General features: G+C 55.6%; 9 protein-coding genes. 5 read left to right on the forward strand and 4 right to left on the reverse strand.

The window, feature by feature from the left end:
* Positions 1–187: 187 nt before the first annotated feature.
* Positions 188–3,004: an excinuclease ABC subunit UvrA gene (uvrA, locus tag J3P34_RS14990; protein WP_210489492.1), complete on the reverse strand. Its 2,817-nt coding sequence runs from the start codon at positions 3,002–3,004 to the stop codon at positions 188–190.
* A 277-nt stretch (positions 3,005–3,281) separates the two neighbouring features.
* Between uvrA and J3P34_RS14995 the strand changes: the two genes are divergently transcribed.
* The 4 genes from J3P34_RS14995 (at position 3,282) to J3P34_RS15010 (ending at position 9,936) form a co-directional block, all read left to right on the forward strand.
* Positions 3,282–3,410, forward strand: a complete 129-nt coding sequence (locus tag J3P34_RS14995) for a 30S ribosomal protein THX (protein ID WP_210489493.1) — start codon at positions 3,282–3,284, stop codon at positions 3,408–3,410.
* A 222-nt stretch (positions 3,411–3,632) separates the two neighbouring features.
* Positions 3,633–4,016, forward strand: coding sequence for a hypothetical protein (locus J3P34_RS15000; protein ID WP_210489494.1), 384 nt, complete (start codon positions 3,633–3,635; stop codon positions 4,014–4,016).
* A gap of 365 nt (positions 4,017–4,381) precedes the next feature.
* The gene (locus J3P34_RS15005) at positions 4,382–8,776 is read left to right on the forward strand and encodes a CusA/CzcA family heavy metal efflux RND transporter (protein WP_210489496.1); all 4,395 of its coding nucleotides are present in this window, start codon (positions 4,382–4,384) and stop codon (positions 8,774–8,776) included.
* 2 nt (positions 8,777–8,778) lie between these two features.
* Positions 8,779–9,936 carry an efflux RND transporter periplasmic adaptor subunit gene (locus tag J3P34_RS15010; RefSeq protein WP_210489497.1) on the forward strand — a complete coding sequence of 386 codons (1,158 nt, stop codon included), beginning with the start codon at positions 8,779–8,781 and terminating at the stop codon, positions 9,934–9,936.
* 355 nt (positions 9,937–10,291) lie between these two features.
* On the opposite strand, the gene J3P34_RS15015 is transcribed toward J3P34_RS15010, so the two are convergent.
* Positions 10,292–11,551 carry an MFS transporter gene (locus J3P34_RS15015; RefSeq protein ID WP_210489498.1) on the reverse strand — a complete coding sequence of 420 codons (1,260 nt, stop codon included), beginning with the start codon at positions 11,549–11,551 and terminating at the stop codon, positions 10,292–10,294.
* A gap of 186 nt (positions 11,552–11,737) precedes the next feature.
* Between J3P34_RS15015 and J3P34_RS15020 the strand changes: the two genes are divergently transcribed.
* Positions 11,738–12,172 carry a hypothetical protein gene (locus J3P34_RS15020; RefSeq protein ID WP_210461959.1) on the forward strand — a complete coding sequence of 145 codons (435 nt, stop codon included), beginning with the start codon at positions 11,738–11,740 and terminating at the stop codon, positions 12,170–12,172.
* 157 nt (positions 12,173–12,329) lie between these two features.
* Here the strand turns inward: J3P34_RS15020 and J3P34_RS15025 are convergent, their stop codons facing one another.
* Positions 12,330–13,346: a cytochrome d ubiquinol oxidase subunit II gene (locus J3P34_RS15025; protein WP_210489499.1), complete on the reverse strand. Its 1,017-nt coding sequence runs from the start codon at positions 13,344–13,346 to the stop codon at positions 12,330–12,332.
* A gap of 10 nt (positions 13,347–13,356) precedes the next feature.
* A complete protein-coding gene (locus J3P34_RS15030) occupies positions 13,357–14,691 on the reverse strand; it encodes a cytochrome ubiquinol oxidase subunit I (RefSeq protein WP_210489500.1) in 1,335 nt (444 codons plus the stop codon).
* Between the last annotated feature and the right edge of the window lie 622 nt (positions 14,692–15,313).

Raw genomic sequence — 15,313 nt, forward strand, 5'->3', positions numbered from 1 at the left:
TTTCTTAACAGCCAACCTGTAGGGGCAATCCCTTGTGGTTGCCCCATTATGTTGAGAACCGTCTAGGGCAACCACAAGGGATTGCCCCTACAAACAAAAAGACCTGTGAGGTTTTGAAAACCTCACAGGTCTGAATCATCTGATTCCGTTTAGCGCCCATTTTTTCCCAAACAGCCGCGGAACAGCTCTATAACTTTGGCTTCAGGTACTTGGCGGTGTGGTTATCCTCCTGTTTTATCAGATCTTCCGGAGTACCTTCAAACAACAGGTGGCCGCCGTTGGTACCGCCTTCGGGGCCGAGGTCAATGATCCAGTCTGCGCATTTGATGATGTCCATGTTGTGCTCGATGACCAGAACCGTGTTGCCGTTTTCCACCAAGGCATTCAGAGCCGTCAAGAGCTTGCTGATGTCGTGGAAGTGAAGACCGGTGCTGGGCTCGTCAAAGATGAACAGGATGTTGCCGTTGTGCGGCGTGGCGCCTTTGGTCAGGAACGAGGCCAGTTTCACGCGCTGCGCCTCCCCACCAGACAAGGTGTTGCTAGACTGCCCCAATCGGATGTAGCCTAAGCCCACGTCTTGCAGCGGCTTCAGTTTCTCCAGAATCTTAGGCTGGTCTTTGAAGAAAATCAAGCTGTCGTCAATGGTCATGTCCAGTACTTCGGAGATGTTTTTCTCGTGGTACTGAATGTCCAGGATGTCTTGCTTGAACTTCTGTCCGCCGCAGGCCTCACAAGTGAGGTAAATATCGGCCATGAACTGCATCTCAATCTTCACCTGGCCCTCGCCCTGGCACACTTCGCAGCGGCCACCCTCAATGTTGAAGGAAAAGTGCGACGGCTTGAACCCGCGGGCTTTCGCCAGCGGCTGGTCGGCGTACATGGTTCTAATGGCATCGTAGGCTTTCACGTAGGTCACCGGGTTGGAACGCGATGACTTCCCGATAGGGTTCTGGTCCACGAACTCCACGTGCGCCACCTTGTTTATATCACCGGTAAGTTTATCGAATTTACCCGTGGCATCGGCGTGGCCACCCAAGGCTTTGATGAGCGATGGTGCCAGGATTTTCTTCACCAGCGTGGATTTCCCCGATCCGCTTACACCCGTCACCACCGTCATGACGTTCAGCGGGAACTTGGCCGATACATTTTTGAGGTTGTTCTCACGCGCGCCGTGTACTTCCACGCAGTTGCGCCAAGGGCGGCGGGTGGCAGGAACCGGCACTTCCATGCGGCCACTCAGGTAACGTCCGGTATAAGTATCGCTCTTCAGAAGTTCATCGAAAGTACCTTGAAACATGAGGTTTCCTCCGCCGGAACCAGCCTCCGGACCGATGTCCAGCACCTGGTCGGCGACTTCCATCATGCCTTCCTCGTGTTCCACCACAATCACGGTGTTGCCCATCTCCTGCAAGCTGCGCAGCACACCAATCAATTGGTCAGCGTCTTTTGGGTGCAAACCAATACTAGGCTCATCCAGGATATACATGGAGCCCACCAAAGCACTTCCCAGCGAGGTAGCCAGGTTAATGCGTTGGCTTTCGCCTCCGGAAAGCGTGTTAGACAAGCGGTTCAAGGTGAGATAGCCCAGACCTACGCGGGTGAGATAGCTCAGGCGGTTCGTCACCTCAGTCACCAAACGATCGGCCACGGCCATGTCATGCTCGCTCAGACTCAGGTTCTGGAAGAAGTCCAGCGTTTTGGTCACGGGCATAAGCACCAGGTCAGTGATGCTTTTTCCGTCTACTTTCACGTAACTGGCGTCTTTCCGCAGGCGCGAGCCTTTGCAGTCCGGACAGGCGGTGCGGCCGCGGTAACGGCTCAGGAGCACGCGGTACTGAATTTTGTGCGTCTGCGCCGAGATGTGCTTGAAGAAATCGGTGAGGCCACCGAAGTATTTGTTACCAGTCCATAGCAATTCCTGCTCAGCCTCGGTGAGTTCGTTGTATGGGCGGTGGATAGGAAAATCGAAGCGCACTCCGTTCTTGAGCAAGGGCTGCAGCCACTCGTTCTGCTTTTCGGTGCGCCACGGCGCGATGGCTCCCTCGTACACGGTCAGGCTTTTGTCTGGGATGACCAAATCCGGGTCGATACCCAGCACGCTGCCCCAGCCTTCGCAGGTCTGGCAGGCGCCGTACGGGTTGTTGAAGGAGAAGAAGTTCACGTTGGGCTCCTCGAACACCATGCCGTCCAGCTCAAAGCGGTTGGAGAACACGCGGGTCTCGTCGCCGATCTGGATATGGCACTCGTCGTGGCCTTCGTAGAACGCGGTCTGCACCGAGTCTGCGAGGCGCATCTGCAGACTTTCGTCTTCCTCGCCCTGCTTGATCACTGCGCGGTCAATCAGGATGGAAACCGTGCCTTTGGGCTCTTTCTGCCCCTCGGCAATGAGTTCCTCAATGAAAGAAACCTCACCGTTGTAGAGCACGCGGGAATAGCCTTTCTGCAGGAGCAGGTCCAGCTCTTTGCTGAGTTTGCGGTCTTTGCTCTGTTGCAGTGGCGCCAGGATCATGATGCGGGTACCGTCTTCCAGGGTCATCAGGAAATCGACCACGCTGGAAACGGTGTCCTTTTTCACTTCCTGCCCCGAAATAGGGGAAATGGTCTTGCCAATACGGGCGTACAGCAGCTTGAGGTAATCGTAAATCTCGGTGCTGGTGCCCACGGTAGAGCGGTTATTTCTAATGCTGACCTTCTGCTCAATGGCAATGGCCGGACTGATGCCGCGGATGTAGTCCACATCGGGTTTGTCCATGCGGCCCAGGAACTGGCGGGCGTAGGAGCTCAAGCTCTCCACGTACATGCGCTGCCCCTCGGCGTAGAGCGTGTCAAAGGCCAGGGACGATTTACCGGAACCGGAAAGGCCGGTGACCACAATGAACTGGTTGCGCGGCAGGGCCACGCTCAGGTTCTTTAGATTATGGACGCGGGCCCGTTTGATGATGATATGCTCGCGGGCGTCCAGCGCGTCTAATTCGGTATCTTGTTGGATGAGATCTTCTGTCATATGGAATTATAGCCTCTCTAGAACAACAACCGCGGAAGAATAATTCTGTTTGGGCGGGTTTAAAACAAGCGCGAGGCCAAACCGCAAAGGTAGGCATACGCATCGGGATTTAGAAAGGGAAGCGTGGATTCCGTTTACGGGTTACTTTCTGAAAACCAAGCCACAAACGGTTTTAGAAACTTGCGCTTTTTAGCCTGGCTTTGTAACTTTCTTTCCGTGACTCTCGGACAAGAGAACTTGTCACCACATGTTTCATTTATAACTAATCACTATCACCATGGGAAAAGGAGATAAAAAAAGCAAAAAAGGCAAGATCAGCAAAGGTTCTTACGGCAACAGCCGCCCCCAGAAACCGAAGAACGAAGCCACCAAGGCCGCTAAACTAACCGTTGCCGGCAAAGCGTAATTCTTTGACGACAACAGCAAGGCCCGCCAGATCTTCTCTGGCGGGCCTCGCTGTTTTAGGGCTGATTTCAGGAATCGGGGCTAAAAACGAAAACAGAAAATTCTCTGTGCAAGAAGCCTGGACCTGGCCTAATCAGAAGGCACTCAGCGATGAAAGAAGCTTTTTGTTTCCCCACCTTCCGGCATTCTTTTTATATTTGCCCGCAGAACCTCCTCCCCTGTTGTGAAAGTCAGAGTTATCTTTTTTGCGGTTTACCTCTTCCTGGGCTCCCTGCTGCCCAACTCTGATTTGCACGAGCTGTCCAAAATCTCAAATCTGCTGCAGCATTATCAGACGCACATCGCCCTAAACGGCCAGCTGAGCTTCACGGAGTTTCTGGACATGCACTACCAAGGCTCCGAGAACACCCCCTCAGAAAACCACGACCGGCTCCCGCTCAAACAAATGGGCAACTCGGCGTACGACTATTTTGTGGCCATGCCGCTGCTGCAGCCTTTTTTCCAGGTGCAGGAAGCGCAGAAACCACAGCAATTCATCTCCCATCCCCAACCCCGGGTTCCCGAGGCCTTCACCGGCAGTATCTGGCAACCCCCGCAGGTGGCGTAACCTTTCCCCTTTTTCTAGCTACAGAAGCAGTCTGGCTAATTTCAAAAGGCCGGATCTTCTCTCTTTTGTCAATCAGGAAGGATGACAAAGAAAGGTCTGATTACTTTAATCCTGTACGCAAAGCGTAAAATGCGTTTCTGATCTATTTTCTGATAAACAGGCCAAAAACGCATCCTCGACTCAGGACTTAAAACTCAGAACTCATTGTTTGACCTCGCAGCGTCCGGAGGACCTGCGAGCGTCTACGCCAATAGCCCCAACCTCATTCCCAAGAAACCTCTGCGCTACCACAAGCCGGAAGGTTCTCTCATCCTGCTGCATTCTGTCTAAACCCGGCGAATGCAGCTTCATTCCAACGCAAGAACATGTTACAGAAGATTATAGAGTTTTCCATCAAGAACAAGCTGGTGATTGGCTTGCTCACGGTGGCTTTGGTGGCGTGGGGCGTGTACAACGTGCAGCGCCTGCCCATTGATGCCGTGCCAGACATCACCAACAACCAGGTCCAGGTCATCACAGTTTCGCCGTCATTGGGCGCGCAGGAAGTGGAGCGGCTCATCTCTTTCCCCGTGGAATTGTCGGTGGCCAGCGTGCCGGGCATCACGGAGATCAGGTCATTTTCCCGTTTCGGGCTGTCTTTGGTGACGGTGGTCTTTGACGAAGACCGCGACATTTACTGGGCCCGCCAGCAGATCACCGAGAAACTGAAAGAAGCCGAAGAGCAGATCCCCGAGGGCATGGGTTCACCCACGCTGGCGCCGGTCTCCACTGGTCTGGGTGAGATTTACCAGTACGAGCTGCACCCCGCGCCCGGCTTCGAGCACAAGTACAACGCCACCGAGCTGCGCTCCATTCAGGACTGGATTGTGCGTCGGCAGCTGCTGGGAACGCCCGGCGTGGCCGAGGTCAGCAGTTTCGGGGGGAACCTGAAGCAGTACGAGGTAGCCATCAACCCAGAGAAGCTCCGCAGTTTCAACCTCACCATCACCCAGGTTTTTGATGCGCTGGAGAAGAACAACGCCAACGCGGGCGGCGCTTACATTGAGAAAGACCCCAACGCCTACTTCATCCGCACCGAAGGGCTGGTGAAAACCAAGGAAGACATCGGGCGCGTGGTGGTGACCAACACGCCCGGCGGCGCACCCGTGCTCATCCGGGATTTGGCCGAGGTGCGTGAAGGTTCGGCCATCCGCTACGGCGCCATGGTGAACGAGCACGGCGAGGTGGCCGGGGGCATTGTGATGATGCTCAAAGGCGAAAACTCGTCCCAGGTCATCCAGCGGGTGAAAGACAAAGTTGCCGAGATCCGGAAAACCCTGCCCGAGGGTGTGGTGCTGGAGCCTTTCCTGGACCGCACCAAACTGGTGAACCGCGCCATCAGCACCGTGGAGAAAAACCTCGCCGAGGGTGCTTTGATTGTGGTCTTCGTGTTGGTGCTGCTCCTGGGCAACCTGCGGGCGGGGCTGTTGGTGGCCTCCGTGATTCCGCTGGCCATGCTGTTTGCCATCTCGCTCATGAACGTGTTCGGCGTTTCGGGGAATTTGATGAGTTTGGGCGCGCTGGACTTCGGGCTGATTGTAGACGGGGCCGTGATCATTGTGGAAAGCGTGATCCATAACATCCAGACCAGCGAGTATTCGCAGCAGGGCGTGTTCAGGCTCTCGCGCAAACAGATGGACGATGAGGTGCAGGGCTCAGCCAGTAAAATGATGGGCTTTGCGTCGTTCGGGCAGATCATTATTCTGATTGTGTACCTGCCTATTCTGGCGCTGGTGGGCATTGAAGGCAAGATGTTCAAACCCATGGCGCAGACGGTTTCCTTCGCTATTCTGGGGGCATTTCTGCTTTCGCTCACCTACGTGCCCATGATGTCATCGCTGGTGTTGAGCCGCAAAACCCAGCACAAAGAGAACATCTCAGACAAGATCATGAACGCCATCAACCGGGCGTACCAGCCGCTGCTCAACTTCGCGTTGCGGGCCAAAATGCTGGTGCTGGGCATTGCCTTGGGGCTGTTCGCACTCAGCTTGGTGCTGTTCACGCAGATGGGCGGCGAGTTTATCCCGTCACTGGACGAGGGCGACTTCGCGATTGAAACCCGCGTGCTCACCGGCAGTTCCCTCAACGAGACCATCAAAGTGGTGCAGAAAGCCTCTGAGGTCCTGAAAAAGACCTTCCCCGAGGTAGAGAAAGTAGTCACCAAAATAGGCTCCGCCGAAGTACCCACCGAGCCTAACCCCGTGGAACTGGGCGACATGATTGTGGTCCTGAAGGAACGCGCTGAGTGGACCAGCGCCAGCACCCGCGTGGAACTGGCCAACAAAATGTCTGAGGTACTGCACCTGAACCTGCCGCAAGCGTCCTTCGGGGTACAGCAGCCCATTCAGATGCGCTTTAACGAGTTGATGACCGGCGCGCGGCAAGACGTGGTGCTCAAGATCTACGGCGAAGACGTGGATCAACTGGCCCGCGCTGCTCAGAAAATCGGCAAGCTCATCCAACCCATTGAAGGCGCGCAGGACCTGTACATTGAGGAAATGAGCGGACTGCCGCAGGTGGTGGTGGAATACGACCGCGAGAGCATGGCCCGCTACGGCCTCACCATTGAAGACGTGAACCGCACCGTCACCGCCGGGTTTGCGGGCGAGATTGCCGGCCAGGTGTACGAGGGCGAGAAACGCTTTGACCTGGTGGTGCGCCTGAACCAGCAGAACCGACGGGACATCTCTGACGTGCAGCGCCTTTACGTGAGCAATGCCAACGGTCTGCAGATTCCGCTGGAGCACATTGCCAAGGTGGAGATGAAGGAAGGCCCCAACCAGATTCAGCGCGACGGCACCCGCCGGCGTATTACCATCGGGTTCAACGTGCGCAACCGCGATGTGCAGAGCATTGTCACCGAGATCCAACAGAAAATAGAGGGCAAAATCAAGCTGCCAGCGGGCTATACCATCACCTACGGCGGCGAGTTCCAGAACCTGATTGAAGCCAAGAAACGCCTCTCAGTGGCGGTGCCGCTTGCTTTGGCGCTCATCTTCGTGCTACTATTTTTCGCCTTTAAATCCATTAAGCAGTCCATCCTCATCTTTACGGCCATTCCGCTTTCGGCCATTGGCGGCATCTTTGCCTTGCTTCTGCGCGATATGCCGTTCAGTATCTCGGCGGGCGTGGGCTTCATTGCCTTGTTTGGCGTGGCGGTGCTCAACGGCATTGTGATGATCGGGTACTTTAACCAGCTCAAAGCCGGCGGCATGACCAACCTGGAACAGATCATCCGGGAAGGTACGGCGGCGCGTCTGCGGCCCATCGTGATGACTGCCACGGTGGCCTCCCTCGGGTTCCTGCCCATGGCCTTGTCCTCCTCGGCGGGGGCCGAAGTCCAGAAACCGCTGGCCACCGTGGTGATCGGCGGACTGCTTTCGGCCACACTGCTCACGCTGGTGGTGCTACCTATCATTTACTATTTCTCCGAGAAAGGCTTGGGCGGACTGAAAAACTCGGGCAAAGGTCTCAAGAAGTTTAGAAAAGAAGCCGCCTTGGGCCTGGTGTTGTTCTGTCTGGCTTTACCGAAGGTAACTCAGGCCCAAACGCCGCAAACCCTGTCTTTGGCGCAGGCCCTGGAATTGGCGCAGCAGAACAACCGGCAGCTCCGCAGCGCGGCGCTGGAAGTGGAAATGCGCGGAGCCCTGCAGAAGACGGCGGTGGATATTCCCAAAACTGAGCTTAGCTACAGCCAGGGCGAAATCAACAGCCCCGTGACCGATGACCGCATTGGGGTGAGCCAGACCATTCCGTTCCCTACCACGTGGAACGCGCAGGGCAAATTGTTGCAGGAGCAGAAGAACCTGAGCCAACAGCAACTGAATCTGCAGCAGCACGAATTGGCCTACCAGGTGAAACAGGCGTATGCGCGCCTGGCATTTCTGCACGGCACGGCCCAGTTGCTACAGCGGCAAGACAGCATCTTCCAAGTGTTGGAACGGGCGGCCGAGGTGCGGTTCAGAACCGGCGAGACCGGTCTGCTGGAGAAAACCACCGCCACCACCCAACGCCTGGAACTCACCGACCGGATACGGCAGAACCAAACCGCTTTGGCGGTGGCCCAAGCGCAACTGAATGCCTTGATCCAGGCTCCCGAGCCGCTGGTGATTACCCCGGAGCCGTTGCGGGCAGACAGCACAAGCATCGGCGCAGCCGCCCCGGAGATCCACCCACTGCTTTCTGTGTACCAGCAGCAGATCACCGTGGCCGACCGTGAGCAACAGGCCGAGAAAAGCAAACTAGCCCCGGATATCACCTTGGGCTACTTCAACCAGTCGTTGATCGGCACCTATGACATCAATGGCCGCGTGGAAACGGCAGCAGACCGGAGCCGACGGTTTCAGGGTGTGGAAGCGGGGTTGGCGGTACCGCTGTGGCAGGGACCGCAACGGGCGCGGGTGAAAGCCGCCGCGCTGGGCAAACAAGCCGCCGAAGCCACCCTGCAGAACCAACAGCACCTCTTGCAAAACGAGTGGCAGGCCGCCCAGGCCACCCATCAGCAGTTGCGTCAGAGCCTGCAGTTTTACCGGGAACAGGTGCTGGGGAACGCCCGCCTGGCCCTCACCCAAGCCGACAAAGCCTACCGTAGCGGCGAGGCCAGTTACCTAAGCTACCTGCAAGCCGCCGACCAACAGCTGCGCACCCAACAGAACTACCTTCAGCTCCTGCTGGACTACCAATTAAACGTCTTTCAACTCCAATACTTAGGAGGCAACTAACCATGAGAACATTATTTTTCACGTATAGCCTGGCCGGGCTTCTGCTGTTTTCGGCCTGTTCTGAGAAAAACACCCCCGAAACACCTAGCCCCGATGCTGCTGCTGCACCAGTAGAAACGTCTGAGCTCATCACTCTCACCCAGCAGCAGATGCAGAACGCCGGCGTGGAACTGGGCTCGCCCACGCAGCAGAAACTGGGCAACACGCTGCAGCTTTCCGGCGAGATTGACGTGCCGCCCACCAGCCTGATCAGCGTCTCTGTACCGTACGGCGGATTCGTGAAATCCATGAACCTACTGCCGGGCCAGCACATCCGCAAAGGCCAAGTTCTGGCCACCCTCCAGCACCCCGATTACGTGCAACTGCAACAGGATTACCTGGACACCCGCGCCCGCCTACAGTTGGCTAATCTGGAGTATCAGCGTCAGCAGGAACTCACCCAGGAGAAAGTGAGCGCCCTCAAGAACCTGCAGCAAATCAAGACCGAGCGCGAGGTACTGCAGAACAGCCTGGCCGCCCTGCGGGAGAAACTGCTCATGATCAACATCAACCCGGCGCGCCTGCAGAACGGCAAAATCAGCCGCAGCATCAACATCACCTCGCCCATCAACGGCTTCGTAAAAAACACGCTGGTGAACGTGGGCAAAATGGTGAACGCCTCTGATGTTTTGTTTGAGTTGGTGAACACCGATGATCTGCACCTCAAGCTCAACGCCTTCGAGAAAGACGTGCCCTACCTGAGCCCGGGCCAGCGCCTCACCTACACCCTGCCCAATGATCCCGCACCCCGCACCGCCGAGATCATCCTGGTGGGCCACAGCGTGGAGGGCGACAAAACCGTTCCTATCCACGCTCACCTAGACCATCATGACGAGCACAAACTGCTGCCCGGCATGTACGTGACCGCCACCGTCCAAACCACCGACCGCACTGTTACCGCCCTCCCGGAAAGCGCCGTGGTGCAGTTCGATGGCACGCCCTACGTCTACGCCAGCCCCGGCAACCGCCAGTTCAAACGGGTAGAGGTAAAAACCGGCCTCAAAGGCAACGGCTACGTGGAAGTGCAACTCCCGGCAGAACTGCAATCCACCAGCAGCATCGCCGTGAAAGGCGCGCACAATCTGCTGGCCATGCAGGAGAACAAGGAGGAGGAAGAGTAGTTAGTGGAGACGCTCGCAGGAGCAATAGTCCTGAGTCTTGAGTGCTGAGTCCTGAGTTGGGAAGACGTTTGGGGGTTAGTTTGGGGAAAAGAGGCTTTAAACGCAAAAACATGTGAGGTTTTGAAAACCTCACATGTTTAGTCACCCACGCAGCAGACGCCTGCTCAAAAGACCTCGTAGCGTCCGGAGGACCTGCGAGCGTCTCTGCCAACTGCCTTTACCCCTGCAGATTCAACGTCTTCCGTTCAAATAAGAACCTTTCCCCAAACCCATCCCATAAAAATAGCCTCTTTGTTTTCGGCCCGATTTCTGAAATCAGGCCGAAAACAAAGAGGCTTTGCTTCTTATAAACCTACTACAAACTCAGTTTCCGCAGTTTATCCGCTTTCCAGGCAGTGAAGGCCACAATCAAAATCGTCATGGTGCCCCCGAACACCACCGAGGGTACTACGCCCAGCAGCTTCGCGGCCAAGCCGGATTCAAAGGACCCGATCTCGTTACTGGAGCCCACAAAGATGTTGTTCACGCTGGAGACACGGCCTTTCATGTGCTCAGGGGTAAGGGTATGAATCAACGTGGACCGGATGATCACCGAGACACTGTCCAATACGCCACTCAGCAGCAGCATCCCAAAGGAGAGCCAGAAGATCTCTGATAAGCCAAACACGATGATGCACGCCCCAAAACCCGCAACCGCCCACAACATTTTCTTCCCGGCGTTGAAGGTAATCGGCCGGTAGGCCATGAAGAGCGCCATGGTCACAGAGCCGATTGCCGGCGCGGAGCGTAGCAAACCCAGACCCTGAGGCCCGATTTTGAGGATATCCGAGGCGAACACCGGCAACAGAATCACGGCGCCGCCGAAAAGTACCGCAAACATATCCAGGGCCAGCGCGCTCAGGATGATCTGGTTCCCGAACACGAACCGGAGTCCGGTCTGCAGGCTTTCCTTGATCTTGAGTTTAGGACCCTCGCTCACCGGCAGCGGCCGGGCGGCGATAAACGTGTACAGCAGCAGCGACAACAACACCAACGAGGCATCTACCCCGAATGCCGCCGTTACCCCACCAAAGGCATACACCAAACCACCGATGGCCGGGCCCGCAACAGAGCCCGCCTGCCAGGTGGTGCTGCTCCAGGTGATGGCGTTGGCGTACAGTTTGCGGTCTGGAAGCAGCTGCGGCATGAACGCAAACACGGCCGGCCCCATGAACCCACGGGCAATACCGCTCAGGAAAATCACCGAGTAGATAGGCAGCGTCCCGAAAGCATGCAGGATTTTACCAACATCCAGGGTGTAGAACAACAGCGCCAACGAGCAGAAAAGCAGCACGCTCAGAACCGTGATAATGATCCGCTTGCGCGGGATGATATCGGCTACGTGGCCCGCGTACAGCGCCACCGTGATGGACGGAATGGCCTCTACCAAGCCTATCAAACCTAGGGAGAAAGGGTCTTTGGTGATGTCATAAATCTGCCAACCTACTACTACGGCCTGTATTTGCATGGCCAGCGTGATGCAGAAACGGGCAGAAACAAACAATCTAAACTCGGGGATACGGAGGACGGCGTACGGATCATGCCGCTCCTCCTGATTGGGGGTGGTTGTGGTCACAGGTTAGGAAATCAAGAAGGCAAAGGTATTGCATTTTTCAATGGAATACGGTTATTCTGCCTCGGGAGTGAACGCCTCAGAGAATATAGATGTTCCCTATATTCTGAGTCTACCTATAATTTAACAAGGCAAATAGACTTGGTTGTGCGTATTGTTTGTAAGTTTACCTCACTAAACGTCCCCCCTATGTCTCCATTATTTTTAGATGCCATTGCGTTGACCTACCGTCCAGACCTGGATGTGTTGATCCTTCGCTGGCCACAACCTGTGTACGCCTTCACAGCCAGGGAAGTGTACCAGCAAGTTTTGGAGTTGGCCAAGGACACCCATGCCCGCTACTGGCTGTTTGATGTCAGAAGCCGAGGTCCACTCTCCCAAGTAGATGTTGAGTGGCTTCGTGAAACCTATTTCCCCGCTTTACACGGTCAATTAGGGCATATCACCCATGTAGCTTACCTGGTGTCACCTGCACACGCCAATGATTTAGAAACAAAGTCCTCAGCTGCGCAGATGAGAAGCCTGCCCTGGTACGGACAAGGCGCAGATTTTGAAGGCTTCACCTCAGAAACCCAGGCGTTGCTTTGGTTAAAGAAATGTCAGTTAGTGGAAGTAGAGAACTAAGCTTTTGCCATAGATTTCAAATAACGGCCCCGAAAGGAAGAATTCTTTTCGGGGCCGTTTCATTTTGCCTCTCACTGTAAAGCCGTTTTGCAGGCATTTTCAGAAAATCGGCTTAAAAACAGGTGGTGCATTTTTAAGCGTGGGCTAACTGGCATGTCTATACTTCAAAGTCATGGATAGGCTTTTTCTGGAAGCTGTAGAACAGGTAGAAGAGCGCCGGCAGAATAAACACACTGCCCAGCACCAGGGCCCAACCCAAGGCATTAATGGTAGCCGCCGGCGCCTGGGTCTCCAGTAAAGACAGGTGGTCGCCGCCGCGCAGCAGGATAAAATCGGGGAAATGGGCCCACCCGATGGCCAGCAGAATCATGGTCACCTGGAACCCCGCCAGCACCCGCAGCACCTTTCCCTGACCCCGCCTCAGCAAAATCCACAGCAGCGCCAGTGACAGGGTGGCCAGCACAATGGCGGTAAAAGAGATCGCATTCCCGAACAGCCACTCCAGCAGCGGCACGCCTTCTACCTGGGCGGCCACAAACACCAGGGCTCCGCAAACCACCGCCACTATGTTCAAAATCAGGGCTTTCTCCACAAACCGGCGCCGGTCCTGCTCCTCGGCTTCGCCGATGAGATAGATAGCCGCCAAAAATCCGCAGAGTGCCACCGTAAAGAGCCCCACCGCCACCGAGAACCAATGCAGCCAACTGAACACGTAGGCATCCAGGAAATTATCGGCCTGCGTATCAATATGCCCCGACACCGCACTACCTGCGATGATGCCCAGGAACAGCGGCGTCAAAAAGCTGGAGTACACGAAGATGTTGTTATAGACCACCTGCATCTCATCCACTACAGCGTCATAGTGCCGGAACACGAAGGCCGTACCGCGCGCGATAATGCCAATGAGCAGCAGCACCAGCGGAATATGCAGGTACACCGACATGGTAGAATAGATCCTGGGGAAACCCACAAACAGAATTACGATGGCGATGATAAGCCACATGTGGTTCGCCTCCCAGATGGGCCCGATGGCGTGGTACATGGTGGTGCGGGTTTTCCTGATGTTGCGGCGGTGGGTGAACAGTTCTATGATTCCGGCCCCAAAATCGGCGCCCCCCAGCAGAAAGTACAGGAGAATACCCAGGCAGAGAAAAGCGATGACAACGTATAGCATGGCCTAAGGATTAGTGGGCAACGGGTGTTGGCTCCGGGGTGACGTCATACAGCGTAGGCACTGCTTTTATCTGCCGGTAGAGCAGATAGGCCACTACTAGACTCAGAGAAAAATAAATACCCGCGAACAGGTAAAAAGAGTAGACGATACCCGGCATGGGCGTCACCGCGTCGGCAGTGCGCATGATCCCATACAGAATCCAGGGCTGACGGCCTACCTCGGTCACGGTCCAACCGGCTTCAATGGCGATGAACCCCAGCGGGATGGCCAGCACAAACAACCGCAGCAACCAGGTACTATAGAGCCATTTCTTTTTCTTCCAGAGCGCCACTAGGTAAAGCAGTGATACCAGCATCAGAAACGAACCCAGCCCCACCATAATTTGAAACGCGATGTGCGTCACCAGCACCGGCGGCTGATCTTCTTTCGGAAATTTATCAAGGCCGGTTACTTCCTGCTCAAAATTACCGTGCGCCAGGAAACTGAGCATGCCGGGGATCTTGATAGCGTAATTCACCTGTTTTTTGTCTTCATCTGGCAAGCCGCCCAACACCAGTGGCGCCGATTTCTCGGTGTGGAAGTGCGCCTCCATGGCAGCCAGCTTGGCCGGTTGCCGTTGGGCCACGTCCTTTGCCGAGAGATCGCCGGAGATGGGCTGCAGGATAGCGGCCACCGCCCCGAAGATGGCAGCTATCTTAAAGGCCTTGGCGTGGAAGACCACGTTGTGCTTTTTCAGGATCATGAGCGCGTGCAGGCCCGCCACCGCAAAGCCCGTAGCCGTGAAAGCCGCCAAGGTCATGTGCAGAGCCTGCGTGAACCAGGCATCGTTGAACATGGCCTGGATGGGATCAATGTTCAGGTACTGGCCGTTCACGTAGTCAAACCCGGCTGGGCTGTTCATCCAGGCATTGGCGGCCACCACCAGAATGCCCGAGGCTAGTCCGCTCACACCTACCACTACGCCGGTAAACCAATGGAACCAGGGGTTGAACCGTCCCCAGCCGTACAGGAAGAAACCCAGCGCAATAGCCTCAATAAAGAAAGCCGTCCCCTCCAGCGAGAAAGGCATCCCAAAGATAGGTCCGGCGTGCTCCATGAACCTAGGCCATAGCAACCCCAACTCAAAAGACAGCATGGTTCCCGAGACCGCACCCGTAGCGAAAAAGATAGCCACGCCCTTGCTCCACGCTTTGGTGAGCCGTTTGTAGACATCCTGGTGGGTGGTTAAGTAGCGATAATGGGAAACGGCCATGAAGAAGGGCATGACCATGCCAATGCAGGCATAAATGATGTGAAAACCCAGCGACAGCGCCATCTGTGACCGGGCGGCGAAAAGGTCATCCATAGCAAAAGGGATAAGTGGGTACTCTGCCTAAAGCGGTGGAAAGGTAAGACAGGAAGTAATAGCAGGACAGGAAAAAGAGATATTTCTTACAGAGTAGTTTTAGAATGCATTGGGTGTTGGAGGAGATGCTTGCGCAGTCCGCTTTTGCTGGCGTGGCGCCGCAGTTTGCGTGGGTGCATAAGCTTGGTTGTTGCATCGCTGGGCTCCGTGCGCTCACGGCCGCGAGGCCCCGCCTTCCGGCCTCGCGCTGCGCCAGCTTCCTTTGCTCCCTTGCGGTTGCAATGCCTTCGGCACCGGAACCTGACAAGGCGCTCCACCGAAAGGCTGGAAAAGGAAATACACTGTTAGGAACGCCTCAGACCTCACTGGTTTTGAAAACCTGTGAGATCTTCTAAATACTATGACATGGTTCAAGTCTGTGACTTGGACCTACAATGGCCGGCAGTTTGCAAAGCCGTGAGGCGCTAGCCTCAGAACCACTTATTGGGTCAGTTGGCCGGCTGCTTCACTGTCTCTAACTCCACTTTTATCAATAGAAGATTTTCCCTAGAAGGAGCGCAGGGGAATGTTTCTATCAACTGGCCATGGCTTTTCTATTATCATTTCCCACATTTCACCCCTG

The sequence above is a fragment of the Rufibacter aurantiacus genome (genome assembly GCF_017916345.1).
GTDB classification, from domain to species: Bacteria; Bacteroidota; Bacteroidia; order Cytophagales; family Hymenobacteraceae; genus Nibribacter; species Nibribacter roseolus.

Bases quoted from the DNA above. Each gene is read 5' to 3' on its own strand.
- uvrA (WP_210489492.1), bottom strand. From the start codon at position 3,004: ATGACAGAAGATCTCATCCAACAAGATACCGAATTAGACGCGCTGGAC.
- J3P34_RS14995 (WP_210489493.1), top strand. From the start codon at position 3,282: ATGGGAAAAGGAGATAAAAAAAGCAAAAAAGGCAAGATCAGCAAAGGT.
- J3P34_RS15005 (WP_210489496.1), top strand. From the start codon at position 4,382: ATGTTACAGAAGATTATAGAGTTTTCCATCAAGAACAAGCTGGTGATT.
- J3P34_RS15010 (WP_210489497.1), top strand. From the start codon at position 8,779: ATGAGAACATTATTTTTCACGTATAGCCTGGCCGGGCTTCTGCTGTTT.
- J3P34_RS15020 (WP_210461959.1), top strand. From the start codon at position 11,738: ATGTCTCCATTATTTTTAGATGCCATTGCGTTGACCTACCGTCCAGAC.
- J3P34_RS15025 (WP_210489499.1), bottom strand. From the start codon at position 13,346: ATGCTATACGTTGTCATCGCTTTTCTCTGCCTGGGTATTCTCCTGTAC.
- J3P34_RS15030 (WP_210489500.1), bottom strand. From the start codon at position 14,691: ATGGATGACCTTTTCGCCGCCCGGTCACAGATGGCGCTGTCGCTGGGT.